We start from the raw sequence: 25,067 nt of genomic DNA, 5'->3' as shown, positions 1-25,067 counted from the left end.
GCGAGGTGCCGGTCCCGCTAGCGTCGGCGTTGGCCCGCGACGACGCGGGCCGCTCATCTACGAGGGGGCTCAAGATGATCGAAGGCGAAGAGGGTGCGCGCGGGGCGCGCACTGCGACAGCATCCCGACGTCCGCGGCTCGGGCGGCGCGTAGGCGTCGTGCTCGCGACCGCCGTCGCGCTGGCCGTGACAACGGTGACGCCCGCTGGCGCGGTGTACTACAGCGGCGGTATGAGTAGTCGGACGTTCTGCGTACAGAACCCGAGCGTCAACCCCACGTGGCTAAGCGCGATCAACGCCGGGCGCAACGCGTGGAACAACCACGCCAGTTTCCCGGGCAACATCTCGGTGTTCAGCGGATGCACGAGCTGGCTGGAGGTGGGCTCCTACGGTGACACCTGGCTCGGCCTGTACTCGCCGCTCATCACCGGCTCGCAGTACCGAATCCGTCTGGACAGCGCGAACCTCAACAGCCACATCAACGCGAACGGCTACGCCTTCGCCAACGTGGTCAGGAGCACGACCGCTCACGAGTTCGGACACGCGCTGCGCCTCGGGGACCACACCAACCTGCCTACCCGGCTGATGAGCGGTAGCCGGAACCGCAACTCTGTGATCAGCCCGACCACGGCCGAGGTCAACGAGTCCAACGGCTACTACTGAGGGGAGTGGAGCGATGAACACGAAGATTCGGAAGTTCACAGTGCTGGCCGGTGCCGTAGCGCTCATGCTGAGTGCGTGTGCCACGTCCCCTGGTGAACCGACGGCCGGCTCGACGGTCCAGCTGCAGGCCGACTACCCGGTCTACGACCAGGCGACTCTCGTCGAGGAGGCGACGCTGATCGTCGAGGGCGAGGTCCTGGCGACCGAGCCGACCGTCCTGACGCCGCGCTTCGAGGGCGACACCCCGGAGGAGAACCCGCTTCTCGGGCTTTCCGAGGCCGAGAAGAAGGCGGCGCTCGAGGAGGCCGACGGGGTGCCTGCTACGGCTGTCACCTTCCGAGCCGACGTCGTGCACCAGGGCACCGTCACTCCGGGCCAGGAGATCCTCATCGTCCAGACCGGCGGCAAGATCGACGGCGTCGACTATGTGCTGGAAGGCGGGTTCATGCTCGCCAAGGGCGAGCGCTACCTGTTGTTCGCCACCGACAGCTTCGACGGCGCCTACGCGATCCTCGGAGGCTCCGCAGGCACCTTCCGCTCGACGGGAGGCGACACCTTCGCCGCGGTGGCGCCCGATGTGACGCCGTTCTCCGAGCTCAGCACCGCCCAGGTCGACGAGCTCACCGAGTAGCGGTGACCGCTGGCGCCGGCCGGTGCTGCTCTCGGGCATCGGCCGGCGCTGACCTGCGGGTTCACCAGAGGCGAGCCCGCAGGTCGGGGACTCGTGTCCGGATGCTGGCCCGACCGGGGCGACGCTCGGGTGGTGCATGAGCTCCGAACGGAACCTGGTGGGCGATCTCGAATCGTCCGGAAACGGTCGATTTCCGACGGAGTCATAGCGCAGACCCCGCTCGCGTGCAGGACCTCCGTGGTGTGCGTGCGTATGGCACGTTGGCTGATGAGTCCGGAGTTGGCGGCCACCGTCCTGGTAGCACTCGCTGGCCCCGCTGCGACTGTCGTCACTGTTGTCCTAGAACGCAGGCACGCTGAGCGCCTCGCGGCTCAGAACTACCGTCGAGAGCGAGCGGAACGAGTCCGCCAGGACAGCCTGAGTGCGTACGCCGACGCGCTGGGACACGCCATCGATCAGGATCGGAAACTCCACGCCGTATGGGCGTTCAACGGCGAGCATCAGTTCAACCTGTCGCCTCGGCCGGCGGGCGCTCCGCTGTCTCTGGCTCCGATGGACGAGATCACGTCCGCATGCGGCTTTTGGCGGACGGCGACGTCGAGGCGGCCGGGACGCGTACGTGAGCGCGTGGAACGGCTACCACTTCTGGGGCAACACCGATGGTGGCGTCCCGGGCGAAGATCCGCCCGAGTCCGTCGTCCAGCCCTTGCGTGACGCCATCGCCGACTTGAAAGTTGTCTGTCGGCAGTCGCTCGAGCGCGACGAGGATGCCCACACCTGAGCGCTCACGCCGCGGACCCCGACGCGCGGAGGCACCAGACGGCACTCATCCGTGCCGGGGCGTGGCTGGGGGTGTGCACTCGGAGCGGCCCTCGACTTCATCGCCCTCGGTACCAGGCGCCGGGTCGGCGAGGGACGCCGACCGGGAAGTAGCGACGGCGGCGCCAGGCGATCACCGCGGTGGTCAGCAGCGCGGGCATCCGGCCGCCCTTGGGCTGGTTGTGCCGCACGCACGCGGCGACCAGGTTCTCCGGTTCGGTCGCTCCTCCGCGTGCCCACGGTCGGAAGTGGTCGGCCTGCTCCGCCGCAGCCGGGCAGCGCTGCCAGGACCACGCGGCGGTGTACTCGCAGCGCCCGCCGGCCCGCGCGCGACCGGCGGCCCGCTGGTAGGCGTCGAACCATCGTTGCGGGTCCCGGCGCCGCCAACGCGCGCGGCGGCCCCGAGCGAGGACGACCAGCACCAGGAGGCCCCACCCCCAGGCCGGGACCCGCTCAGCGAGGGCCGCTGCGTCGGCGAACAGCTCGGCCGGGTCGTACGCGGGCGCGGGCAGCGTCATGTGGCGGCCTCGGCGTTCTGTGTGGTGCCGAGGGCGGCGAACCGCCGCGCGAGCGCGACCATGTCCGGCTCCGCGGCGTCGCCGTAGGTCGCCTGGGGGCACGGCGAACCGTCGGCGTGCCGGAGGTTGTGCCTGCGGAAGTCGAGTGGAGGTCGCATAGCAGCCCCGCACACGCAGGCCACGCCGCCGGCGTAGGCCACGGCCTCGATCCACCGACTGAGCCGTTGACGGTCTCGGTCCGCGGCGGCCCGCGAGGTCTCGACCGCGCGCCGCGCCACCGCCAGCTCTCGCTCGAGCTGTGCGACCCGCGCGGGCGCGTCGGCGTTGTCCGCCTGACGGATGCGCGCCTCGGCTCGACTCGCGCGCCGGAAGGCCTCGACCATGAACTCCTCCGGAGGTGGCTCGACGTCGGACCGCCTCGCCGCTTTCACTCGCACCTGTGCACGGCCGGCGGTGACCTCGATGAGCCCCACCCCCGCGCCCAGGTCCTCGTCACGCACCAGCCCTGCCGGCGTCGCGAAGTAGACCCGGTGCGCGTACCGGGCGAAGGCCGCGAGCTTGTCCGGGGAGGCGAGCTCGTGCGTCAGGTCCGCGCGCGAGACCTTCACCTCCACGAGCACCCGCTCGTGGCCGCGGGGGGCGCCGGACCACGCCCCCACCAGGAACAGGTCGGCCCGGCGGGACCTGCCCCACCCTCCGGGGCCGCCGGTGAACTCCTCGAGCGCGGCCCACTCCGGACCGAGGCCGTCACGCTCGGCGCCGAAGTGCCGCCGGACCGCCGACACCACCGCGGACGCGCTGACGTCGCAGCTGGCCAGCACGCCCCTCACCGCCCCGTCGCGGCCGGCTTCACGCCCGTCAGGATCGCGACCGCGTCCTCGCCGTCCAACGTCCCGCGCGCCACCAGCGCCGCGGTGAGCTCGTCCAGCGCGGGAGCGTTCGCTGCGAGCAGTGCGGCCGCGTGCCCGCGCGCCGCCTCGAGCAGGCGATCGACGCTCAGCGGTCCCGCGAAGCCGACGGGCCGTCCACCGCTCGACGCGATGAACATGGCTGCCGCCGCTGCCTGGCCCCAGTCGTCTCGCGAACCCGGCCAGGCGTGAGCGCCCTCGGTGACCTCGACCGCGCCGGCCACCGCGGAGCACAGCTCGCGCCACGCCTCGTCGGAAGCGCACTTCTCACTCTTGGCCGACCAGCTGCACCGGCCGGCGCTCTCGTCGTTCGGCACCGCGCGCACCATCAGGAGCGTCGCTCCCATCGCATGAGCGACCACCGCATGCGCCGCCTCGTGCCGGGCGACCCGCTCGTCCACTGCGCTCACACCGCGCGCTCGCGCGGCCCCGACCGTGACAATCGGAGGCTGTGGGCTCATCCGTGCGGCCAGCCGCCGCGAGGACGCCAACCTGACCGCTCGGGCGATCCACCAAGCGAGCAGCCACACACCGATCACGATCGCGATCGCCCGGTCCTGCGCCCGCGGGCCCGCGACCATCAGCGCGCTCACGAGGTCGCGACCGTAGGCCACCGTTGCCGGCCCGATCGCTGACCAAACGGTGTACGTCGCCATCGCGCCGACGGTGCTCAGCCCGATCGTGCGCGAACGGTGAGCGATCAGATCCCGCCGGCGCAGGCCAGTCGGCCATACCGGCCGGTCCAGCCACCTGGTCATCGAGGCGTTGATCCACCGCCCGGCAGACGTGAGGCGTACGCGGACCGTGGTGGGCGCGGTCATCGGGTGGTCCGCTGGACGAGCACCGGGGTGAAGCGCAGGGACACCCCGATGGCGTCGGCGATGACCCGGGGCGCGGTGCGCTTGCGCTGCGTCTCAGGGTCGGTCCAGCTGTCGGTGACGACCCTGCCGGTGACCACGACCCGATCGCCGCACCGCAGGCACGCGGCGGCGTGCTCCGCGGCCGGGCCGGGGACGCGCACGCGATGGCGGGTGGGTTCGGGCCTGGTGGACTTGCCGTCCTCGTCGACCTGCTCGCCGGGCTCGTTCACCAGCACGACGAGGTCGACGTAGGGGCGTTGCGTCTCGGCTGAGGTACGGCGTTCGGGGTCGGCGGCGAGGTTGCCCTCGAACGTCACGGTGGTGGTCAGCAGCATGCTTCGTCCTCTCGTGGGCGGGTCGGTTCGGGCGGTCGCGATCAGGTAGGCCAGGGAGTGCGTGGTGTGCCGGTCGGGTGCGGCGAGCTCGACGGCGAGCGGCGCCACCCTGGCGGCCAGGGTGAGCAGGCGCGGGTCCGGCAGCCCGCGCGCGGGGCCGTGCATCGCCAGGGCCATGTCGCGGGACCAGTGCGCCGGCTCGGGACCGTGGCGGCCGGCTTCCCTCCACCGCTGGTGCTGCTCGGCAGCCTCGGTGACCTCGCCGGCTCGGCGCAGGATCCACGCGAGGATCGCGGCCGCGCGCTCGTGGCCGTCGACGTCGCCTGCCTGGTGCGTGTCGTGGTCGTGGATCAGTGCTGCCAGCGCCGGGCGCAGGCCGCCGGCGGCCGCGGCCCACCACGCCGGCAGCGCCGCGCGGATCCGCTCGGCGTCGGACCGGGACCACAGGGCGGCGGTGAGCAGGTGGTCGACCGCGATACCCGGCTTCATGCCGGCCCCGGTGTCCGGCGCGCGGCCAGGGCGGTGATCTGGTCCGGGCGGTACCCGGACCAGTGCTGGCCGTCGGCGACGACGACGGGCGACTGCAGGTGCCCCAGGCCCATGACGTAGTCGCGGGCGACGGCGTCGGTGGTGATGTCGACGATCTCGTACTGGAGGCTGGCCTTGTCCAGGGCGCGGTAGGTCGCGTCGCACTGCACGCAGCCCGGCTTGGAGTAGACCGTGATCCTCACCGGTCCTCCTCAGCTGGAGGTTCGCCCAGGGGCGGCCCCTCCAGCGCGTCGGTCGCCGGTCCGGGTGCCGGAGTGGCTGTCTGCGCGTCGGCGGCGATCGCAGCCGCGAGGGCTTCGGCGGTCGCGGCGGGTACGTCGAGGGTGTGCCGCAAGTCGTGGGTGGTGGCGGTGCAATTGCGGAACCCGCCCGGGCGGGCGTGCAGCCGGTCGATGGCGGGCCACAGCCACCGGTCGTGCCAGGCGATGATCGCGTCTGTGGGGTCCTCGCCGGCGTAGGCGGCGTCGTGGGCGACCATCAGCGCGGTGAGCTCTTCGACGGCGACCGGATGCTCCGGCCAGCACGGCCAGATCGCGACCGACTGCGCCGCGTGCCCGTAGCGGGTGTTGTACCAGCCCACGAAGGCAGCGACCTGGTGCCACAGGCCCTCGCGCGCTGGTCCTGGCGGAAGGGTGCGCCACCGCCAGCGGGCGCGGCCGTTCTCGACGTCGTGGTCGGTCAGGTCGGTGACGCGTCCGGCGATCTTGGTCACCACGCCGGCGAGATCCCGCACCGCCCCCGCGAGGTCGGTGTGCTGCCTGCTCAGGTCGTCGTGCTCGGCACCGACGGTGCGCAGCGCGGCGACCAGGTCGTCCTGGGTGACGTACCCGCCGCCCGGCAGGTGCTCGCTCACTGCTCCATCCGCCTTCCGGTGAGCCGTTCGACCTCGAGGCTGTCCTGGCGGAGCTGGTCGGCGTCGGGCCGCTCTTGCCACGGCGTCAGCCGCAGGTGGACCGCGGGCATGTTCCCCGCGATGAGCAGGGCGGTGCCCATCGGCATGTTGTGGATCTCGTCCTCGGCCATCCGGTTCTCGCGTTCACCAGAAGTCGTGGCGCTGGTGCGGCCGTCGCTCTCGGTCACCGAGAACCGGGCGACGCGGTGCTGTCCGGTGAGGAACGACAGGTGACGGAGGACGTCCGGCTCGGTGATCGACGGGAGCGCCAGGAGCGCGTTGACGCCGGCGAAGATGGCCTCGGTCTGCTCACGGCCCCACCGCTTGACCAGCTGAGCCTTGGTCTGGGCGATCATCCGTACGGAGATGCCGCGCCCGCCGGAGTCCGAGATCAGCTGATCCAGGTCGGGCAGCGGGGCGATGTTCGCGATCTCGTCGCCCACGAGGGAGACCGGAGGCCAGAACCGGCCGCCGGGCAGCCTCTGGGACATCTCGTCGGCCGTGCGCAGGATCATGTCGGCGAACGCGGTGATGACCGGGGCCACGCTCTTGCGGCCGCCCTTGGACAGCAGGTACAGCGTCGAGCGGGTCGTCAGGAAGTGGTTCACGTCGAACGGAGCGGTCCCGGGCTGCGGGCACACGGCGGTCATGACGGCGGGGTCCGACAGGGGTTCCAGGACGCCCAGGAGGGTGATCTGCATGGACCCGACCGTCTGCTCCGACTCGTTCCTGGTCTGCGAGGCCAGCAGGTCCGCCCAGGAGGAGGTGTCCGGGCGGTCCTCGGTCGGGCGCGGGACGCCGAGCTGGCGCAGGACGTCCACCGGTTCGGGGTTGTCCAGGTCGCTGGCCCAGGCCAGGACGTCGCGGGCGGTGCCGCCGGGCTTGAGCGCCGCGGCGTGCAGCAGGTACCCGAGTACGCGTGCCGCCAGTGCGTTGAACCAGTCGCCGTTCGTCGTGCCGCCCGAGGGCGCAGCACCGGCCATCGCGGTGGCGCGGGCGACCGCCTCGGAAGGGTCCTCGCAGCCGCCGACCAGGTCCCAGGACAGCTTCTCCGGCCACCCGGTGATGTCGCGGAGGTCGAGGACGTAGACGTCGCCCAGGCGCCGGCGCGCCAGGATCGTCAGGTACGGCACGTCGCTCTTCGTCGACGTCGCGATGACCGGGCCCGGGGCGTCCAGGACCCACCCGATGACGCAGTTCGAGGTCTTGCCCGATCGTGAAGGTGCGATGCCCAGGAGGCTGAGCTCGTGCTGCAGGTAGATGCGCTTGGACCCGACGCGGCCGAGCGGCACGACCAGGTCCTGCGATGACATGTTCGCCACCGCGTCCCCGCCGATGCGCCGGGCGGTCGCGACGGCCTGCTGCTCCTGCAGCGGCGCGACCTCGGCCGCTGTCGCGAGGCTCGCGGTCGTCGGGGCCTCCCGGTACCGGCGCCGGCCCCAGGCGAGCAGCACCCGCCACCCCGCGAGAAGGAGCACCCCGAGCACGACTCCCCACACCGCGTACGGCGGCCAGGTAGGCCCGATCGGCTCGCCCAGGGCGCTGACGGGGTCGCCGGGTCGGGCGACCACGGCTCGGGCGGTGCTCGCGAGCGGGGGCGCGGGGTGACCGTTGGCGTGCGCGGTCAGCGCGATCGTCGCGTGCAGCAGCAGCACCGACAGCGCCACCGCGGCCAGCACCGACATGATCGCGACGAACGCCGCGGTCGACCCCGACGTCGGCGGTCGCGTCGGTGCCGGGGCGCTCATGCCGCCTCTCCTGCGTCGTGCAGGGCGATGGTCGCCTCGGAGGTCATCGCGTCGTCGGTGTTCGCCACCGACACCTCCCAGTCCGAACGCACGTGGTTCAGCACGAACGGCTTGCCGCCACCGACACGGACCAGCGCCGCCCCGTCGGGCAACGTCTGGATCAGCGAGACGCACTGCGCGGGCAGTCCGAAGGTCTGCACGCAGGCGCGGGCCTCGTCGGGCTTCTCCTGCCGGTAGACCACGACGGTGCCGGCCTCGCGCAACGTGGCCAGGGCGTACGGGTCGCCCTGGGTGTCCGAGACGTGCTGCATGCCGCTGACGTTGCTCAGTGCCTCGCCGCGGGCGACCTTCTGGTTGCGGCGGGTGACCTTCGCGAAGCTGCCCTCCATGACCAGCCCGGCCTCGTCGACCACGAACACCGTGGGCACCGTGTCGGCCTGCGCCGCCAGCGTGCCGCGCAGCCAGGTGTTCACGATGGCCATGACGATCGGGACCGCGGGCCCGTCCTCGGGCAGCGCCGAGATGTCGAACACCGTCAGCCCCGCGGTCAGGTTGATGTCCGGGGACGTCGGCCCGTCGACCAGCCCGGCCAGGTCCTCCTCGACCATCCGGGACAGCTCGGCGGCCGCCTCCCGGCCCCACCCAGCGAGGTCCTCCAGCGCCTCGTACTGCGAGAGCCGCCCCTGGGCGCTTGGTCCCGGGTCGGCGAGCTGAGCGATGACCTCACGGATCGTGGCGACCTGACCGCCCGCCTCGGCGTCCGCGATCGCGACGTCGACGGCGATCCGCAGCGCCCGCCCCTCGAGCGGGCGGATCGGCCGGCCCAGTGCCTCGGCCAGGATCGCGCGCAGCAGCTCGTACCGGGATACCTGCCCGGCCCCGATCGCCGGGTCCAGCGGGTTGATCCGAGACCCGCCGGCTCCGCCGCCGGTGGCGAAGCGGATCGGGGTGACGCCGAGCTCGCGGGCGAGCAGTGCGTACTCGCCCTCCACGGTGCCGTCCGCGCGACGTTGGGACTTCTTGTCCACGATGACGACCCGGCGCCCGAGCAGGAGTGCGCGGATCACCAGCAGGGTCTTGATGAAGGAGGACTTGCCGGCGCCGATGTCACCGACGACGACGATGTTCGGGTTCTTCAGCCCTCCGTCGAGGTAGAGGGTGAACACGTCGAGGAACACCGCCCACCGGTGGTGCCAGTCCCGGCCGGCGAACAGCCCGCGGTGAGAGGTCGGTGCGGCGCTCGTGCCCAGGTGCAGCGCTCCGATCTGCCGGGTGGTGGAGAACGCGGCCGTCAGCAGCAGCTCGTACCAGCCCCACCGGTTCAGCAGCGCGATCCGCGGTCGCACCCGCGCCCGGCGAAGGTGCTTGTGCAGCCGGCGCGCGCGGGCCTTGTCCCGCCGCTGCCGGTCCTTGTCGCTGGGACCGGCAGCGGGTGTGGCAGGGGTCGCCGTCTCGGGTGCGGCGGTGCTGGGCGCCGCCGGCTCGTGGGTCGTGGTCGAGGTGCTCATCGGGTCCTACCCATCCCGTGCGCGAGCGGGAGCGTGGTGCAGAACGCCCCGTCGTGCCATCCGTCGACGAAGTCCAGCCGGGTGATCGCGGCTTCCTCGGCCGCGGTGGCCAGCTGCTTGCTCGCGCGTGCCAGGTCCCGCAGTGACGGCGCCTGGATCGTGATGGTCGCGACCCAGGCGGCTCCGTGGTGACCGCTGCCGGCGGCCAGGTCGACCAGGTGCTGCTCGGACAGCGACAGCTGGCGGCCGGCGCCGCCGTCGTCGACGGAGCTGGTCACCGCTTCCATCGCGGCGGTGCCGTCGGCGGTGACGTCGTCGCGGGCCTTGGACCGGGCCCTGTCCGCCGGGATCAGCTCGACGTGCGTGCTGACCGTGCGGACCAGCGTCGGGGTCATCGATCCGGTGAGCGGCCACAAGAAGTCCGCCGGCAGTGCCCCGGGTGCCACCGCGTCGGCGGGGATCACCGCGGTGCGTGTCCACCATCGACGATCGGAGCCGTGGATCACCATGTGCCGGGGGTGCCAGGTCTCCCACGGCGCCCACGCGGAGTCCCAGGCCATGCCTGCGGTCTGATCCAGCGGGTGATCGGGGTCTTGCAGCCCGCGGATCACCGCGGCGAGGCGCGGACCTGTCAGCGCACGCAGCTGGATGCCCTGCATGGCCGCGAGCTGGCTCACGGACTCCGCGATCTGCTCGACCGACCTCAGTGCCCGCTCGTCGGCGTCGAGCTCGTCATCGCCGTCGTCCAGGTCGTCGGCGACGTCGACGAGGCCGGCGTCGCGGACGCGCGCCGCGAGCCAGGTGCGGGTCTGGTCGGACTGCTCGCCCCCGATGTCCAGGAGGTTGACGTAGGAGTCGATGAGCCGTTGGTTCGTGCCCGGCGGGATCTTCCCGGCGATCCAGTGCACGTGATCGGCCATGTCGTAGGACCCCACCCGCGACACCTGCTGCAGCCCGACCACCCGCGGCTCGGCGGTCACGCACGCGGCGGCGAGCTTGCCGAACCGTTCCTGGTCGGCGCCGAGCATGTAGTCGTTGTCGAACCCCGCGCGGGCGCCGACCATCTCCCACGCGACGGTCTGGAACGCCCGCCGGCCCGGGCTGTGATGGCGCACGACCGACAACCCGGAGGGGGCCTCGCGGGCCTTGAGCGGGGCGAGCGGGCTCGGTGGTGCGGCCTTGCCGTCGCGCGCCAGGGCGAACACCGACATCGCACGCCGCCGCCGAACCCAGAACCGCAGCCACCACAGCGCCCACAGCACCGCCGACCGCTCCTGCATCCCCGGCCACGGCGTCCACGCCCCGACCGACACCGCGGCGCCGGCCACCGCGACCAGAACGGTGGACAGGCTGAGGGTCCCCCCGACCAAGGGCATCAGCGACACCACCAGGCACCCGATCATCCCGGTCCACTCGAACCCGGACCGAGTGCCGCCCAGGATCCCGCGCGAACGGGTCGCACCGCCCAGGTGCACCCGCCGGTCGATCAGGTCGGGCGTGCTCACTGCTCACCACCTCCGGTCTGCGGCGCGGCAGCAGCCGACGCCTCCTTGGCCTTGCTCGCTACCGCGGTCACGCCGGCAGCGGCGAGCTGGGCCGCCAGCAAGGCCCCGCCCGTCGCAGCACCGCCCGCCGCCGAAGCGGCCTTGCCGCCCGCCGCGCCGGCCCCGCTCGCCGAACCGCCGCCGGCCGACGCGGCGCCGGCGTTCTTCGACCCCAGGCCCCCAGCGCCCTTCGCGGCGGGGCTCGTCGACGTCGCCGGGTCCCGCGGCGCGCCGTCGCGCTCGGCGCCCGCCCCGGTGCCGCCGTTCTTCGACGCCCTGCTCCCGCGGCCGCCTCCGGGCGCGTCCGAGCGGGCGGCGTTCTTGGAGCCAGCGCCCGAGCCGCTCTTGTCGGGCTGCTTGCCCCTGCCCGGGTTCTGCTCCTGCCCGCCGGACTTGGGCTTGGTCGCGCCGCCGCCGCTCTTGGCCGACCTGGGGGCATCACCGCTCGAGCCGCCGCCCGAACCACCGCCACCGCCACCGCCGCCGCCCCCGGAGCCGCGGGCGTGCAGCATCAGCATCGTGGTGGCGATCGAGCCCATGCCGCCGGCGACCGAGGTCGCCATCGTCGGACCGGAGGAGTTCACCGACTCGCTGCCGTCGGGCAGCAGCGGGAAGAACTTCATCACCGCCCACGGTGAGAAGGCGATCATCACCAGCGCGATGATGAACGTCAGCCCCTGCACGAGCAGCTGTGTCGGGTCGTCCAGGCCCCCCTTGGGGTCCATGTTTCCCAGGTACTTCGCGATGATCCCGATGACCAGCAGCCCGGCCGGCTTGGCGAACAGCAGCCCGACGAACAGCCACACCACCCGCAGCGCCTTGGGCCGCCACTGCGGGTCCACGCTCATCCCCCAGGCCACCCCGCCCACCGCGCCGATCACGTGGGTCGACAGGGACTGCGTCAGCCACGTCCCGAACACCCCGAGCGAGGCCAGCAGCAGCACCAGGAACATCAGGATGCCGATGCCCATGCCGAACCCCGAGGCGGCCGTCATCTGGGTGAACACGGCGCCGTTGGTCAACATGTCGACCACGTCCGGGCCCATCCACTTTAGGATCCCGGCGTTCATGCCCCCGGTGATCCGGCCCAGGACGTAGCCGACCGGCGGGCCGAACATCATCATCAGCACCGCGACCGGGACGTACTGGGTGATGACCTCCGACGCCTTCGCCGGCCCGATCTTCCCGACGGCGGCACGCCGCAGCGTCGTCAGGATCATCACGACCATGACCGCCATGCCGATCCCGGCCGTCGCGGCGTAGGCCTCCCGCCACCACTGCGCGCCGGCGTCGAAGGTGGTCTCGTCGACCACGTACGAGATCGACCTGGTGAACCAGGTGATCGCGTCCTCCTTGAGGTCGTTCGCGAAGTGCTGGTAGGCGCGCTCGGGGTTCAGGACCAGGCCCGCGACCTTCGCGACCTGCTCGACCCCGTCGACCAGGACCGGGCACACCAGGCCGAGCACCGGGCTCACGATCGGGGCGACGGTGCACACCAGCGACGACCCGCCCGCCGCCGACTTCTCGCCGTCCCCGCCGTCCTGGTTCTGCAGGACGCCGCCGACGATGTCCTGCCCGACGCCGCACACCATCCCGTTGATCGGGTTGATCGTGCCGAGGATCCCGCACACCAGCTGCTCACCGATGCCAGCGGTCTGCGAGGTCGTCGTGATGCTCACCGGGGCGGTTGCCGGTGTCGGGGCGGCTGCAGCAGCCCCGGCGCCGGTGACCCAGACCAGGACCGCGAGGACCGCGACCCACGCGGCCCGAGCGCGACTACGAGGGCTACGCGCCGGCATCGGTGAACTCCGTCCACCCCGCGCCGCCGGCGGCCGCGATCGCCGCACGCCCCCGCGCGTCCGCCGGCGGGGTCCACCCCTCGCCCGGGGCGGTGGTCATCGTCTGCCAGGTGTCCCACTGGGCGAAGGGGTCGAGGGTGACCAGCCGCCAGTCCTCGCCGTGCCACGCCAGGTCCACGGCCACCGGCATCACCCCACCGAACGGGGTGCCCGCGGCGGTCCCGCCGGTCACCAGTGCCAGATCCACCCCGGCGGACGTCCCCGCCACGCACGAGCGCACCCGGAACAGCGAGTCCGTCGGGTACAGCCGGGTGTCGGGCACCGCGCTGGCGACCGCCGGCGCGGTGGCCAGCACCTCCAGGAGGTGATCGGTGGAGTGCGCGCCGGCCGTGGCGTGCAGGCCGGCGGACAGCTCCTCGAGCATCCCGGTGTAGGACTCGCTGTCCCAGCCGGTCGGGTCGACCAGCGGGGTGATGACCGCCACCGCGTAGGACGCGGCCGCTGCGATCGCGCTGCCGCAGTCCGGGTCGAACCCGACCGGCACGCCGGTCGAGGACAGGTCGGACCCGCCCGAGCCGTAGGCGACCAGGTACCGCCCGTCGGCGTCGACCTCGGCCCCGGGTGCCTCGTGGGTGACGCCGCCCGGGCCAGCGGGCGGCGGCTCGCCGGAGCCGCCATCGACGAGCCGGCCGCCCAGCAGCCCGAGGCCGACCAGCCCGAGCGCGATGCCGGTGCCGAGCAGCACCTTGCCGCCGCGCATCAGCCGTTCGCCTGCTGCGCGAAGATCAGGACCGCACCGATGATCAGCGAGAGCATGGCGGCGATCCCGAAGACGATCAGAGCCTGCTTGAACTCGTTCGCGCCCTCGGCCAGCGCCTCACGGTTGTGGGAGACCTTCTTGGCCCACGCCCACTTCGCCAGGCCGATGATCACCGCGGCGACGGTGTAGAACAGCACGGCCGCCCACAGCCCGCCGAGTGCGAGCTGGACGGCGCCGGTGAACTTGACCCCGAACACGTTCAGGTCCGGGGTCACGTTGTCCAAGGGGTTGGGGATGTCGGCCGGCAGGCGGGAGGCCACGGCGACGATGATCTCCAGGGGGGTGTTCATCGGTTCGTCTCCTTCAGGGGGAACGTCGACCAGCCGGGGCGCTGGCCGGGTCGGGCGGACAGCACCTGAGCCACACGGGCACCGGCGCGCAGGTAGGCCCGGCGGGTGGCCGGGGCGAGCTGGTCGAACGTGATCGGGCCGCCGACGTTCAGGTGCGGGTCGAACGGCACGTGCACGACCGCCGCGGTGGTCTCCTCGAAGAACGCCGACCAGCGGGCGATGTCCGCCGGTGCCTGGCCGGACTCGCCGCTGTCGGAGATCACGGTCACGGCGTGCTCGACCAGGTCGTCGCGGCCGTAGGCGCGCAGCTGGTCGATGAGCCGGCCCGCGGACAGCACGCTGTCGGGCTTGAGCGACAGCGGGATGACCAGGGCGTCGGCGACGTCGACGGCCGCGAGGAAGTTCGGGGAGCGGGCGTTGTTGCCGGTGTCGACGACCAGGACCTCGTAGACCCCGGTGAGCAGGTCGTGCAGGCGAGCGAACGCCGCGGCGTCGATCTGGCTCATGCGCGCGGGATCTTCGTCGGACACCAGCACGTCGAAGTGCCCGGAGGCCTGGTGCCGGACGAACGCGGCCAGGTCCCCGGCGCGCACCCCGGCGCCTTCCAGGTGGCCGAGGGCGCGCAGCAGGTCGACCGCGGTGGTGGCGTACCGCTGCGGGAAGGTCCGGACCCCGAGGGTGCCCGTCGTCTCGTTGTTGTCCCAGGCCAGGACCCGCCCGCCGCGCACGCACCCGTACGTCGCAGAGAGCCCGACCACGGTCGGTGTCTTGCCGCCGCCGCCCTTGGGGTTGGCGACGATGACCGTGCGGGCGCCCGCCAGCTGCACGCCGACCGCGGCGGTGTCCGCGACCAGTTCGCGGGCCTCGCGCGAGGGACGAGGTCGGACGATCCCGAGGCTCGCGATGCGCACCGCGCGCCGCCACCCGGTCAGCGGGGCCGCCGCGGCCGCGGCGTCCGGGTCCGGGCTCGCCAGCAGGTCCGCCGAGACCGACGTGCGTGGCGGGTCGCCGGCGAGCACGTGGTCCCACGCCGGAACCGGCGCGACCGGCACGCCGCGCACCGGGGTGGCGACGTCCGCCTGCGCCGGGGGCGCGGCTGGGGCCGCAGCCGCCGGTGGGCCCTCGCTCTGCGCGGTCGAGGCGGTGGGGTCGCCGGGGGTCTTGCTGGCCAGCAACGTGCCGGCCGAGGTGGGCTGCGGCCCGCCGCGTGGACCGGCTTCCTTCCCAGCCGGCGAGGGCTGCTCCGCGGGCTCGGCCGGCGCCGGTGGCGGCGCAGCTGTCTGCGCGGCCGCCGCCACCTTGGCGGTGACCTCGTCGTCGTCTGCCTCGTAGGCCGACCCGGGCCAGATCAGGTTCATCTGCGCTTCCCCTAGCTCGTCGTGTTCTGCCGCCGCGGTGCGGCGCTACTCGCGGTACTCGTCCCCGGTCGGGTCCAGCGCCCACATCGCCTCGACGTCGTCGACCAGCCACGGCGCGCTGACCTGCGTGCGGGTCAGGCGGAACGTCGCGACGACGTAGGCCTGCTCGCCGGTCCACCCGTCCTCGCTGACCGGGGTCAGTCGCACCCCGCGCGTGCGGACCGCGACGGTCGTGGTGTCGGGTGTGCGTCCGACCAGCTCGTCGACGTCGTCGACCGCGGCCAGGCGCCTGCCGGAGTGCGCGGCCAGCTCCAGCCAGTCGGCGTCGATGGCCGGTGCGGAGGTCACCTGCTCCAGCGCCGTCGGCGTCAGCCAGGGCGCGGCCCGGCGGGCGGTGTCGGCCGGGGATGCGTCGGTTCGGGTGTCCCCGGCCCACAGCAGGCCCGCGACCCGGTCCGCGACGACCGAGGGGTCCTCCACCGCTGCCGGCTCCGGCGCCCCTTCGGGCGCGGTGTCAGCGGTGGGCGTCGTGGCGGGCGCCGGCGCGGTCGCTCGAGGGTCCGGAGCCGTGCTGGTCCGTGACGGGCGCGCTGACGCGGTCGGCGCCGGGTCGGGTGCCGGCGAGGTGCACCCCGTCGTGGTGGTCACCACGATCAGGGCGAGGGCCAGGGCGGTCTTGGTGTGCTTCATGTGCGGACTCCCACGTACTCCCAGTGCCATGCCTCCGGCTTCGAGCCGCCGATCCGGGCCCAGGACGGGTGCTGCCAGCCGTAGGTGGGGCCGTGCTCGCGCAGCCAACCGGTACCGCTCGGAGCCCTCCGGGCTGACGCCGATCAGGTCGGCCGCCAGGCCCCACCCGTGGTTCGAGGTGCCGGGCTTGGCCGCCAGGTGCGGCTTGGCGGCGGCGATCGCGACCTGCGAGGCGTAGTCCCGGTACCCGTCAGAGACCCCCAGCGGCGCCCCGAACCGGTCCGTGTACGCCACGTTCAGGCGCTCGAGGGCCTGGGCGGCGTCGCGCAGCAGGATCCGCGGCGACCACGACAGCTCGCACAACGTTGAGGGGTCCAGGTGCCCGGACCCCGGCATCGAGACCCGGTAGGTCCCGTCGGCCGACACCCCGGGGCCCTGGCCCTCGTACTGACCGTCGTCGCCGGTCAGCGTGTACTTCGCGACCGCAGCCAGGACCCGGTCCACGTACCGGCGGGTCTCGGTGAACGGCGGGATGCCGCGGTGCTTGGCCACGGCTCCGGGCCCGGCGTTGTACGACGCGAGGGTGAGCTGCACCGCATCTCCGGACATCGCCCCGGACGCCAGGCCGGCGTCGCTCAGGTCCCGCAGGTGGCACATGTAGTCCGCCTGCGACCCGATCGCGTCGGTCGCGTTGAACGGGTCCGCGACGCCGTCGCCGGAGTAGTCCCGGCCCCACGTCCGCCAGGTGCCCGGCATGAACTGCGCGATCCCCTGCGCCCCGGCCGGGGACACCGCCGCCGGGTTCCAGCCCGACTCGACCTCGATCTGCGCGGCCAGCAGCGGCCCCGACACCCCAGGGCAGCGTCCAGCGGCGTCCAGCAGCGCGGCGCGGAACTCCTCGGGCACCGCCTCCAGGTTCAGCTCCCCGGAGCCTCCCGAGTCCTCGACCGGGCGAGGCTCGTCGTCCAGGACCACTCCCCCGACAACGAGCAGCCCCGCGAGCAGCGCCCCGAACGCCGCGATCAGCGCGCGCATCAGAACACCGTCGCCTTCGAACCGTGCGCGGTCAGGCCGTCGGCCGTCACCGACCAGCTGTGGTCTCCGGCCGGCAGCCCGGTGAACGTCGCCGAGTACGACCCCGTCCCGGTGCTGACCATCGGCAGCGTCACGCCGGCGACCGTCGCCGTCACCGAGGCGGCCGCCCACGACGTCGTCGCGGTGACGGTGACCTTCCCCGGAGTCCCGTCGGACACCGCGCGCCCCGGGTTCAGCACCCGCTGCGTCGACACGCCCGACCCACCCGACTCGCCCCCTGCCCCGGCCCCGCTCGACCCGCCCGGTGCCGTCGAGCCGGCCGACCCGCTGGCGCCGCCGCCGCCCGAGGTCGACCCACCGGAGCGCCCGCTCCCCTGACCTGCGGACGAGCCCCCCGCGGACCCCGAGCCGGTGCCGGTGCTCGCCGGCGGAGCCTGCGCCGCCTGCCACGCCAGGTGCGACTCGCTCACCGCAGCCGCGGCCGCCTGCAGCCGCTCACGAGCTGCACCCAGGTCCGCCGCAGCGGACTCCAGCGCCTCGAGCGCAGCGCCGGGGTCGACCCCGGCGGCGAGCAGCGCAGCCCCGTCCTCGATCGCCGCAGCGAGCTCGTCCCGCACAACCGGGTCCTGAACCCGGTCCTCGGTATCGGCGAGCAGCGTGGTTGCTTGCTCCACCACGGACGTCAGGTCCTCGCCGGCCTTGCTGACCCGGTCGAGGGCTGCGGCCACCAGCCAGCCCTGGTGCGACGACGCCAGCAAGTCGCGCGCCAGCTGCAGTTGCTCGCGGAGCTCGCGCGCCTCGCTCGCCTCGGAGCGCAGCGCCGCCGTGATCGACACCACGCGCTCGCGCGGCCAGCTCCCGAGCCGCTGCGACGCCACGACCTCAGCCCGGCCGGCGGCGACGTGGTCGACCAGGCCGGCCAGATCGACCGTGAGGTCGACGTCGAGGACCTGCTCACCGACGGAGTCCAGGACCTCGCGGGCGCGTTCGGCCTCCAGGTGCGCGCCCGCCAGGGCCGCCGACAGCTCCTCGATCGCCAGGAGGTACACCGTGCGGGCCTCGCGCAGCTGCCACCACCGCCAGCCCACGGTGCCGCCGGCGCCGAGCACCAGCACCAGCAACCCCGCCACGGCCGCGCGCGCCAGACGGCGGCCGCGGCGCGGGCCGGGCAGCACCGTCGGGCCGACCAGGCCCTGAAGCGTCTCGTAGGCCGACGCCGGAGCCGCCGCGCTCACCGCGGCCCCCAGGAGCCCGGGCGCGGGGTGCAGCTAGGGGATGGGCACCTCGCGCCCGGGAGTTCACGGCCGCCCCCCGAGGCGACCGATGTCAGGCGGGAGGACGCCAACGGCCGGGCCATCGGTCTGGGGAACCAACCCGGGCCGCCGGCGCCCTCCCGGTTCCAGAGCGGCACCATGACCCGCACGCACCAGCGCACGCCGGCGCACGACGGCGACGCGGTGATCTGCAGGTTCGTTGCCATCAGTCCCCAGACCGATTCGATAGATGAAGCGCCCCGCGAAGGGCGCACGGTCACTCGATGCCCAGCTCGTCGATCGCCTTGAGCTCGACCCACGCGCACACGGCGGTCGCCACGAGCGCCACGGGAGCCAGCACGACGAGCAGCCCCACCCACGCGGCCTCCTCCGCCCGCTCCCGCAGCCGTGAGCGGGCGGCGGCCATCTGGACGTCCTTCATGCCGACCGCGTCCCCGGGACGCGGTGCCAGGGCTGGCCGAGCACGCGGGTCGGGTCCGGTGCCGGTCGACCGACCCGGACCCGGGCAGCCACGGCCAGGGCCTCCACCCGCGCCCAGACCGGGTCCTCGGCGAGCGCGTCGACCCCGCAGCGCAGGTCGGTCGGCAGCGGCGGGTAGCGGCGCACCACCCTGGCGACGCCGAGCGAGTCGACGCTCACCCGGTCCTCGCGGGTCAGGCGGGTGCTCTCCAGCAACTCGGCCATCGACGGGTTCCCCAGGATCAGGACCGTCACCGGGCGGACGAACTCGGCCAGGTGCCTGCGGCGGACCGGTGCGCGGTCGACGCGCAGGTTCGCGACCCACCCCTCGGCGTCGACCGTGTCGTGGTCGCCCGGGTCCGGCCAGACCTCCATCTGGTACGTACCGCCCTCGCGGATCGCGTCGTACATGACCTGGTCCTTCCGTGTATGTCGGGGGTGGTGCCGGCTGGTGGGGGTGTAGGGCTCACCCGCCGGCGGGTGACGTACGGCAGGTCCCGCCCCTACCCACGGGGATGCCTGCCCGGCCCCGGGCGGTCGGGGCCGTGTTGTCCTGCGCCGGCGGCACGGAAGCCGAGGGGAGGCGGCACGACGCCGCCGGCGCAGGAGCTGGGGGGCGCTAGCCGGTCGCGCCCGCCGTCCGCCGCTGCTCGGACCAGCGGGTGATCGACCCGCCGGTCATCGCGAGCACCGCCGCCACGACGAGCATCAGAAGCACCCGGACGGCGCCGGTCTTCGCCAGCGCCGAGGCCTCGTCGTCGGCGGCCGCCGCCCAGTCCTCGGCCGCGCGCGGTTGAGGCTTGACCGTCTCGGCGGCGAGCCCGCACTCGGACACCACTTCGGTGTCCCGGGAGACGGTCGTCTCCTGGAACCCGTAGGTGAGGTCCGTGCGGTCACGCGGCGTCTCGTAGATGAGTCCCGTGTCGTAGTCGCTCACCCCGGGCACCAGGTCCAGGTCGACCTCGGCCAGCGGCTCGCCCTCGCACACCGGCGGCCCGTCGTTCGGCCAGGCGTAGAGCCTGACCGTGACCTGGTCGCTGGGCAGGATCTCTCCAGTCACCCTCACGCGGTCACCGATCCAGTCGCCGTACCACGGGCCGTCCGAGCTCTCCGCGTACGCCGTCGTGACTGTCTCGATCGGCGGGAAGTCGACCTTCGTGGTCTGCTCCGGCGTCCCGTACGGCTCGGCGATCAGCACCTCACCCTCGGGAGTGAGGATCTGCGGCATCCACGACAGCTGCAGACCCTCGTGCGGCGGCAGGTCGCCGTCGGTCAGCGCCAGCTCCGGTCCGTCCAACTGCAGCGTCTGGCCCACGGCGAGCTCCGGGAGCACGATCCCGACCTGCGGGTCGCTCTCCCCAACCTCGTCGGCGGGTTCACCGTCCCCGGGCTCGCCGCCCCCGTCCGGCTCCTGGCCGGGCTCGGCGCCGGCGACCGGGCCGGGCTCGATCACCGTGGCGTCCGGACGGCAACCCGCGTCTCCTTGCAGGGAGTAGCAGGCGTTCCACACCAGCCGAGACCCCACCAGTACCGGACCGGTGATCACGACCCGGTCCTGCGAGGTGCCGGCGCCGACCACGCCACGTTCCGTGGCCTTGCTGACCATCTCCGGCAGCGGATGGTCGACCACCGTGGTCTGCGCGCCGACACCCCAGTCCTCGCGCATCAGCTCCACGCCGAGCGCGTCGGTCACCACCGGCACCCAGCCCAGGTACAGGCGCGCGCCCGGCGGCGTGCCCGCCGGGACCTCCACCTCCCAGGCCGGGGTGCGGTAGACGTCGACCTCCGGGTCGACCGTCACCGGCTCGCCCATCGGGAACTCGGCCTCCTCCGGGCAGGTCAGGTCCGCATCGAGCCAGCAGGCCTCCCAGTGCAGGGTCCAGTCCGCGCGCTTCTCACCGGTGAACGTCACCTCGTCGCGGACCTCGTCACCCGTGGTCGCGCTCGACGTCGCCGTCGAAGCCATCCCCGGCAGGTCCGCCGTGACCAGGGTGGTCTGCGAGGCGGTGCCCCACGGCTCGCGCATCAGCTCGATGCCGGCCCGGTCCCGCAGCACCGGGGACCAGCCCACGTGCACCGCGAGCGTCCCTGGCGGGAAGTCGTGGATGCTTGGGGTCGCCAGGTCCGGGTGGATGTACGCGCCGGTGCGCGGCACGTCGACCGTGTGCGTCACGACCGGGTTCTCGCACCCGGGCTCGTCGCCCGGGACCCACGTGCACTGCTCCCAGGTCAGGGTCGCGCCCTCGGTCGGGAACGCCGGACCCATGATCATCACCGTGTCGGCGATCTCACCGACGCCGGCTCTCGCCGACTGCGAGGCGGTGGACATCATGTCCAGCCACATCGAGGGGTCGTCCCGCACGCAGAACTGCTCACGGACGTCGTCCGCTCTGCTCGAGAACGGAGCGACGCGCGTTGAGCCGGCGTAGGAGTAGATCGCGACGTAGCAGCCGGCCTGGTTCGGGACGATATGGTCGTCCTCGCCGTACCCGACCTCGTAGGTGCCGTTGCGGGCCGGCAGCGTGGTGCTCATCAGCACCGGCGTGCCCTCGGGCACCTCCGGCTCGGTGAAGTACCCGTCGGTCTTCGGGCCGTACACCGTGAAGTCCGCGAACTCGCCGTCGGGGCCGAACGGCCCGATCCCGTCGAACTCGCCGTAGTCGTCCGGGAACCCGGAGATCGTGACCTCGTCGAACGCGCGCCCGCCTAGCTCCACGTTGTACTCACGCATCTGCGAGAAGTGCTCCAGCGGCGCCCGCACCACGGTCGTCTCAGCGAACTTCGTCCCGTCGGTCCACACCACGTCCTTGACGTACTCCCGCGACACCGCGGGCTGGAGCTGCTTCGACGACCCCCACACGTACACGTACGTGATCGGCTCCGACGCGAGCCCAGCGCTCACCGTGATCGGGGACACCAGGGCCACCGGTCGCGACCGCCGTCCCGGAGAACACCGGCCTGCCCGACGGGGCGGTGTTGGACTCCGGGATCGGGGTTGAGCCCACGTCGTACACGTCGTAGGAATACGTCACCGGCACCGGGCGCCCATCGACGTGCACCCACTCGTCTTCCGGGTGCGCCTGCGGGACGAACGTGTCCACCAGCTCCTCGCCGACATCCACGAACGCCGGCGCCGACGACACCCCCTGCGGTCGGAAGTCACCCACCGCACGGAACGTCGGACCCGGCAGGATCAGCTCCTCCGGGTCAGACGGCGCCCGCAGGCCGTACGTCAGCTGAGCCTGCCGCTGCCCGGACGGGTGCACATACGTGAGGGTCTGTCGAGGCAGGTTCGAGTAGCGGTAGGAGCCCGTGACAGCGCCGTTCGCCCCGGGTTCAGCAGTCCACGACAGGTAGAACGTCTCGGCCCGGCTTGTCCCCGTCCATGTCTTGGTACCGGTGGCATCGAGAGTGGCAGGGCCGTTGAGTGTGAAGGTCATCGGGTAACCGACAAGCGGGACGCCTCCGCGTCCCACGAGCGGGTGGATCGCGATCACGCCGGTCCGAGTGCCCGAGCCGGAGGCTGACGCAGGGGATGCAGCCTGCAGAGGGCCCGCAAGCCCTTCCGCTTCGGCGACGAGCTGCGCCGCACGGTCCTTGACGAACTGCGGAGTCGCCGCGGCGATGAGGGAGCGGACGGTGCCGACGTTCCCGCCGGCCATCGAACCGGGGATCTCGCCGCGCATGTGGGTCTCGTATGCCACCGCAGCCGCGGTCGCATCGTCGGTGGCGTAGCGGTGCTGCGAGTAGACGTACGCCAACACCGGGTCGGAGAAGACCGAAGTCGAGGCGATCGTGTCGCTGCCGCTCGGCGGGTAGATCCGCGCCTGCACGCAGTAGCCGACGGAGTCGTCGACACCAGCGGGTGTTTCGTACGGGCCCAGGTGCACGGCCCCATACCCGGACGGGTAGATCGTGACACCGGGGCCGAGCGCAGCTGCGCGGGCCGGGTTGAGCCCCGCGACCAGCATCAGCGGGACCAGGAGTAGGACCGCCAAGCCCATACTCAGCCCTCTTCGGGCATGCCAAACTTGCCTTGCTTGCACGTCAAAGCCTCCCCGGGGCTCACGCCCCGCCGGTGGTCGTCTCTTCCAGGGATCGCGCAAGCGGAGGGCCGGTGTTCGTAGCACCGGCCCTCGCCCTGTTCAGGGCGAGGGTCCCTTCGCTCGCTGCGACGTCAGGTCAGCCCGCCATCAGCACCACCCTCCAGAGCCCTCGACGCCAGAGGTGTCGAACTCGCCGCACCACGTGCCGGAGCCCTCCTCCACCCAGGTGCCTCCGCCCGACGAGGTCCCGCCTCCAGACCCGGAGGCGGACCCGCTGCCCGACGAACCGGAGGAAGACGATCCGCTCTTGCCGGAGGGCGCCGGAGCGCCAGAGGATCGGTTCCCGGTCGACGAGCTTCCCGTGCGGGCCTTGGACCCGCCGGAGTTCGTGGTGCCGCCCGACGCCGGCGAGGCTGCCGCCGCTGCTACGGCGGACGCCTTGGCGTTCTGCGCCTGCGTGACCGCGTCGCGTGCGCCGGCGAGCGCGTCGACGTGCGCGCGCAGCTGGGCCGCATGCTCGGGCAGCGCCGCGGTGATCGCGGCCGCCTCCTCGAGCGTCTGATCTGCTCGCGTGATCAGGGCGTTGACGGATGCGAAGTCCGCGTCGTCGAGCGCATCGGCGAGGTCCGCCAGCACACCGACGGCTTCGGCGAGCAGCGCGCGGCCAGGCTCGACAGCCTCGCCGGCGGCGGCCTCGACCGCGGCCGCAGCCGCGTCGATCGCCTCCGTCAGTGCGGCCCGCGCTGCGTCGTCCAGGGTGTCGCCTTCCGAGACGGTCAGGTGTTCGCGAGCACCGCCCAGCGACTCCTGCACCGCGGCGACTGCCGCGTCCAGGTCGGTCGCCGCAGGCTCCAAGACCTCGGCGAGGACGTGAGCGACGCGGTTCGATGCCACGGAGAGTTGGACCACCGCGACATCCCGAGCCAGGTCACCGCGAGCGAGCTCCACGGCGGCGACGACCTCCCCGACCCGGTCGATCTTCTGCGCCCGGGACATCCACGGGTCGATGCCCAGGTCAAGCTCACGCTTCTCAGCCACCTGGATCGCGAACGCCTCCAGATCATCGGCGCCGGCCGATTGGACGTCGGCAGCCTGGACGACCCCCTCCGCACCGGACTCCGGTCCCGGCGTCTCGACGCCGGCCGCGAGCCCGGCCGCCACCGCCTCCGCAGCCGCCAGGTCGGCCTCGAGCCTGTCGATCGCCTCCCGCCACTGCTCCAGCGCCGCGGTGTACCGGGCGTCCTCCCGCACGTTCCACACGATCGCGCCCGCACCGCCGCCGACGACGACCAGCGCGGCCGCGGTCACGGCTGCCATCAGCCAACGCGGTCGCCGGGGTCGCTTCGGCTCCTGCTCCTCGAGCGGTGCGCTCGTACCCAGCTCGTTGATCTCGGTCATGCCGCCAGTCCCATCGAGTTCGAGTTCGTGCGCGCACTCACCCGGGCGGTAGGGCGCAGCAGCGGGAGCGTCGCGATCGCGTCGACGCGTCGCTGCTGCCCCACGGCCGTGTACCGAGCCGTCGTTGCCAGCGAGCGATGCCGAAGCAGCTCCTGCACGACCCGCACATCGACGCCCTCGGCGAGCATCGTGCTGGCGAACCAGTGCCGCAGCCGGTGAGCCGTGCCCTCGGCACCGACCCGCCTGAAGCCCCGCGACACGCTCGCGGATAGGGAGTTCGACGTCATGGGACGTCGCGGGTCGAGCGAAGAGGGAAACCACGGGCCGCGAGCCGGCATGAGCTCGACGAGCTCGGCGAGGCCCGGCGCCACGGGGACGTAGTCCCGGACGCCACCCTTGCCGACCACCTCGACCATGCCCTCGGCCTGTCGGAAGTCCCGCGTCCGGACCTTGGCGACCTCGCCCGGCCGGAAGCCGGCGACAGCACCCAGGAGCATCTTGGCCTGAAGCTGCAGGCCGGCCGCTGCGATCGCGCGGTGCACCGCCTCGTCCGGGAGCGACCGCGGTGCCGCTCTCGGCAGCTTCGGGCGCGGCACCAGCAGCGTCGGGTCGTCCTCGCGATACCCCTGGCGTACCAGGAAGACGCTCCACGCCCGGAGCGCGTTGTAGTACGTCGCGCGCGACCCGGGCTCGCGCATCAGGCGCAGCCACTCCATCATCGCGTCCGCGGTCAGCCGGCAGCTGGGCAAGCCGGTCGACGTCGCGGCGGCGCGCACGATCCGTGCCCGCTCGTTGATCGTCTTCGGCGAGTTGTTCGCCATGTCCATGTGCGCCAGCCAGCGCTGTAGCGCCTGGCCACCGCAGATGCACGCGTACGGCATCGTTGTCGTCGTCATCCTCACGTCCCTACCCCTGAACTCGCCG

Annotated in this window: 23 protein-coding genes; 3 read left to right on the top strand and 20 right to left on the bottom strand. The window is 72.9% G+C overall.

Translation table 11 applies throughout. The features are described from left to right. Nucleotides 1–74 precede the first annotated feature (74 nt). From FKM96_RS07540 to FKM96_RS20585, 3 genes are all read left to right on the top strand, one after another. Nucleotides 75–662, top strand: coding sequence for a hypothetical protein (locus FKM96_RS07540; protein WP_147794724.1), 588 nt, complete (start codon nt 75–77; stop codon nt 660–662). A 13-nt stretch (nt 663–675) separates the two neighbouring features. After that, nucleotides 676–1,293, top strand: coding sequence for a hypothetical protein (locus tag FKM96_RS07535; RefSeq protein ID WP_147794723.1), 618 nt, complete (start codon nt 676–678; stop codon nt 1,291–1,293). Nucleotides 1,294–1,912: 619 nt separating this feature from the next. After that, a complete protein-coding gene (locus FKM96_RS20585) occupies nt 1,913–2,074 on the top strand; it encodes a hypothetical protein (protein WP_168216912.1) in 162 nt (53 codons plus the stop codon). Between the two features lie 97 nt (nt 2,075–2,171). Here FKM96_RS20585 and FKM96_RS07530 read toward each other — a convergent pair whose 3' ends face one another. From FKM96_RS07530 to FKM96_RS07440, 20 genes are all read right to left on the bottom strand, one after another. Next, the gene (locus FKM96_RS07530; RefSeq protein ID WP_147794722.1) at nt 2,172–2,630 is read right to left on the bottom strand and encodes an HNH endonuclease; all 459 of its coding nucleotides are present in this window, start codon (nt 2,628–2,630) and stop codon (nt 2,172–2,174) included. After that, entirely contained in the window at nt 2,627–3,451 is an 825-nt protein-coding gene (locus tag FKM96_RS07525; RefSeq protein ID WP_147794721.1) for a hypothetical protein, read from the bottom strand. Before FKM96_RS07525 ends, FKM96_RS07530 begins: the two co-directional genes overlap by 4 nt. Before the next feature lie 5 nt (nt 3,452–3,456). Then, nucleotides 3,457–4,359: a hypothetical protein gene (locus FKM96_RS07520; protein ID WP_147794720.1), complete on the bottom strand. Its 903-nt coding sequence runs from the start codon at nt 4,357–4,359 to the stop codon at nt 3,457–3,459. Continuing rightward, the gene (locus FKM96_RS07515; protein WP_147794719.1) at nt 4,356–5,222 is read right to left on the bottom strand and encodes a single-stranded DNA-binding protein; all 867 of its coding nucleotides are present in this window, start codon (nt 5,220–5,222) and stop codon (nt 4,356–4,358) included. Before FKM96_RS07515 ends, FKM96_RS07520 begins: the two co-directional genes overlap by 4 nt. Beyond that, nucleotides 5,219–5,464, bottom strand: a complete 246-nt coding sequence (gene nrdH / locus FKM96_RS07510) for a glutaredoxin-like protein NrdH (protein ID WP_147794718.1) — start codon at nt 5,462–5,464, stop codon at nt 5,219–5,221. The genes FKM96_RS07515 and nrdH overlap by 4 nt, the downstream gene beginning before the upstream one ends. Beyond that, a complete protein-coding gene (locus FKM96_RS07505) occupies nt 5,461–6,135 on the bottom strand; it encodes a DUF4913 domain-containing protein (protein ID WP_168216911.1) in 675 nt (224 codons plus the stop codon). Before FKM96_RS07505 ends, nrdH begins: the two co-directional genes overlap by 4 nt. Next, nucleotides 6,132–7,922: a type IV secretory system conjugative DNA transfer family protein gene (locus FKM96_RS07500; RefSeq protein WP_147794716.1), complete on the bottom strand. Its 1,791-nt coding sequence runs from the start codon at nt 7,920–7,922 to the stop codon at nt 6,132–6,134. The genes FKM96_RS07505 and FKM96_RS07500 overlap by 4 nt, the downstream gene beginning before the upstream one ends. Beyond that, nucleotides 7,919–9,430, bottom strand: coding sequence for an ATP-binding protein (locus tag FKM96_RS07495; protein ID WP_147794715.1), 1,512 nt, complete (start codon nt 9,428–9,430; stop codon nt 7,919–7,921). Before FKM96_RS07495 ends, FKM96_RS07500 begins: the two co-directional genes overlap by 4 nt. Next, nucleotides 9,427–10,935, bottom strand: coding sequence for an SCO6880 family protein (locus FKM96_RS07490; RefSeq protein WP_147794714.1), 1,509 nt, complete (start codon nt 10,933–10,935; stop codon nt 9,427–9,429). Before FKM96_RS07490 ends, FKM96_RS07495 begins: the two co-directional genes overlap by 4 nt. Further along, nucleotides 10,932–12,653: a hypothetical protein gene (locus FKM96_RS07485; protein ID WP_147794713.1), complete on the bottom strand. Its 1,722-nt coding sequence runs from the start codon at nt 12,651–12,653 to the stop codon at nt 10,932–10,934. Before FKM96_RS07485 ends, FKM96_RS07490 begins: the two co-directional genes overlap by 4 nt. A 106-nt stretch (nt 12,654–12,759) precedes the next feature. Then, nucleotides 12,760–13,533: a hypothetical protein gene (locus FKM96_RS07480; RefSeq protein ID WP_147794712.1), complete on the bottom strand. Its 774-nt coding sequence runs from the start codon at nt 13,531–13,533 to the stop codon at nt 12,760–12,762. Further along, the gene (locus FKM96_RS07475) at nt 13,533–13,883 is read right to left on the bottom strand and encodes a hypothetical protein (protein WP_147794711.1); all 351 of its coding nucleotides are present in this window, start codon (nt 13,881–13,883) and stop codon (nt 13,533–13,535) included. The genes FKM96_RS07480 and FKM96_RS07475 overlap by 1 nt, the downstream gene beginning before the upstream one ends. After that, a complete protein-coding gene (locus tag FKM96_RS07470) occupies nt 13,880–15,241 on the bottom strand; it encodes a cobalamin biosynthesis protein CobQ (protein WP_147794710.1) in 1,362 nt (453 codons plus the stop codon). Before FKM96_RS07470 ends, FKM96_RS07475 begins: the two co-directional genes overlap by 4 nt. A gap of 45 nt (nt 15,242–15,286) precedes the next feature. Next, complete coding sequence (locus tag FKM96_RS07465) at nt 15,287–16,966, bottom strand: transglycosylase SLT domain-containing protein (RefSeq protein WP_147794709.1); 1,680 nt, start codon at nt 16,964–16,966, stop codon at nt 15,287–15,289. Continuing rightward, nucleotides 16,966–18,201 carry a hypothetical protein gene (locus FKM96_RS07460; RefSeq protein ID WP_147794708.1) on the bottom strand — a complete coding sequence of 412 codons (1,236 nt, stop codon included), beginning with the start codon at nt 18,199–18,201 and terminating at the stop codon, nt 16,966–16,968. The genes FKM96_RS07465 and FKM96_RS07460 overlap by 1 nt, the downstream gene beginning before the upstream one ends. A gap of 295 nt (nt 18,202–18,496) precedes the next feature. Continuing rightward, the gene (locus FKM96_RS20580) at nt 18,497–18,661 is read right to left on the bottom strand and encodes a hypothetical protein (RefSeq protein WP_168216910.1); all 165 of its coding nucleotides are present in this window, start codon (nt 18,659–18,661) and stop codon (nt 18,497–18,499) included. Beyond that, nucleotides 18,658–19,110: a hypothetical protein gene (locus tag FKM96_RS07455; RefSeq protein ID WP_147794707.1), complete on the bottom strand. Its 453-nt coding sequence runs from the start codon at nt 19,108–19,110 to the stop codon at nt 18,658–18,660. The genes FKM96_RS20580 and FKM96_RS07455 overlap by 4 nt, the downstream gene beginning before the upstream one ends. Before the next feature lie 208 nt (nt 19,111–19,318). Further along, nucleotides 19,319–21,601: a hypothetical protein gene (locus tag FKM96_RS07450; protein ID WP_147794706.1), complete on the bottom strand. Its 2,283-nt coding sequence runs from the start codon at nt 21,599–21,601 to the stop codon at nt 19,319–19,321. Nucleotides 21,602–22,892: 1,291 nt separating this feature from the next. After that, on the bottom strand, nt 22,893–24,143 hold the full coding sequence (locus FKM96_RS07445; protein WP_147794705.1) for a hypothetical protein: 1,251 nt from the start codon (nt 24,141–24,143) through the stop codon (nt 22,893–22,895). Then, nucleotides 24,140–25,039 carry a tyrosine-type recombinase/integrase gene (locus FKM96_RS07440; RefSeq protein WP_246855349.1) on the bottom strand — a complete coding sequence of 300 codons (900 nt, stop codon included), beginning with the start codon at nt 25,037–25,039 and terminating at the stop codon, nt 24,140–24,142. The genes FKM96_RS07445 and FKM96_RS07440 overlap by 4 nt, the downstream gene beginning before the upstream one ends. Nucleotides 25,040–25,067 lie beyond the last annotated feature (28 nt).

Origin of the sequence: Cellulomonas sp. Y8 (assembly GCF_008033115.1) — a bacterium.
Lineage (GTDB): Bacteria > Actinomycetota > Actinomycetes > Actinomycetales > Cellulomonadaceae > Cellulomonas.
The sequence above is the reverse complement of the archived record's forward strand: the minus strand, read 5'-3'. Positions and strand labels throughout refer to the sequence as shown.

Coding starts and splice junctions, on each gene's coding strand:
- FKM96_RS07540 (WP_147794724.1), top strand. CDS start 75: ATGATCGAAGGCGAAGAGGGTGCGCGCGGGGCGCGCACTGCGACAGCA.
- FKM96_RS07535 (WP_147794723.1), top strand. CDS start 676: ATGAACACGAAGATTCGGAAGTTCACAGTGCTGGCCGGTGCCGTAGCG.
- FKM96_RS07530 (WP_147794722.1), bottom strand. CDS start 2,630: ATGACGCTGCCCGCGCCCGCGTACGACCCGGCCGAGCTGTTCGCCGAC.
- FKM96_RS07520 (WP_147794720.1), bottom strand. CDS start 4,359: ATGACCGCGCCCACCACGGTCCGCGTACGCCTCACGTCTGCCGGGCGG.
- FKM96_RS07515 (WP_147794719.1), bottom strand. CDS start 5,222: ATGAAGCCGGGTATCGCGGTCGACCACCTGCTCACCGCCGCCCTGTGG.
- FKM96_RS07500 (WP_147794716.1), bottom strand. CDS start 7,922: ATGAGCGCCCCGGCACCGACGCGACCGCCGACGTCGGGGTCGACCGCG.
- FKM96_RS07495 (WP_147794715.1), bottom strand. CDS start 9,430: ATGAGCACCTCGACCACGACCCACGAGCCGGCGGCGCCCAGCACCGCC.
- FKM96_RS07480 (WP_147794712.1), bottom strand. CDS start 13,533: ATGCGCGGCGGCAAGGTGCTGCTCGGCACCGGCATCGCGCTCGGGCTG.
- FKM96_RS07475 (WP_147794711.1), bottom strand. CDS start 13,883: ATGAACACCCCCCTGGAGATCATCGTCGCCGTGGCCTCCCGCCTGCCG.
- FKM96_RS07470 (WP_147794710.1), bottom strand. CDS start 15,241: ATGAACCTGATCTGGCCCGGGTCGGCCTACGAGGCAGACGACGACGAG.
- FKM96_RS07465 (WP_147794709.1), bottom strand. CDS start 16,966: ATGCGCGCGCTGATCGCGGCGTTCGGGGCGCTGCTCGCGGGGCTGCTC.
- FKM96_RS20580 (WP_168216910.1), bottom strand. CDS start 18,661: ATGAAGGACGTCCAGATGGCCGCCGCCCGCTCACGGCTGCGGGAGCGG.
- FKM96_RS07455 (WP_147794707.1), bottom strand. CDS start 19,110: ATGTACGACGCGATCCGCGAGGGCGGTACGTACCAGATGGAGGTCTGG.
- FKM96_RS07445 (WP_147794705.1), bottom strand. CDS start 24,143: ATGACCGAGATCAACGAGCTGGGTACGAGCGCACCGCTCGAGGAGCAG.
- FKM96_RS07440 (WP_246855349.1), bottom strand. CDS start 25,039: ATGACGACGACAACGATGCCGTACGCGTGCATCTGCGGTGGCCAGGCG.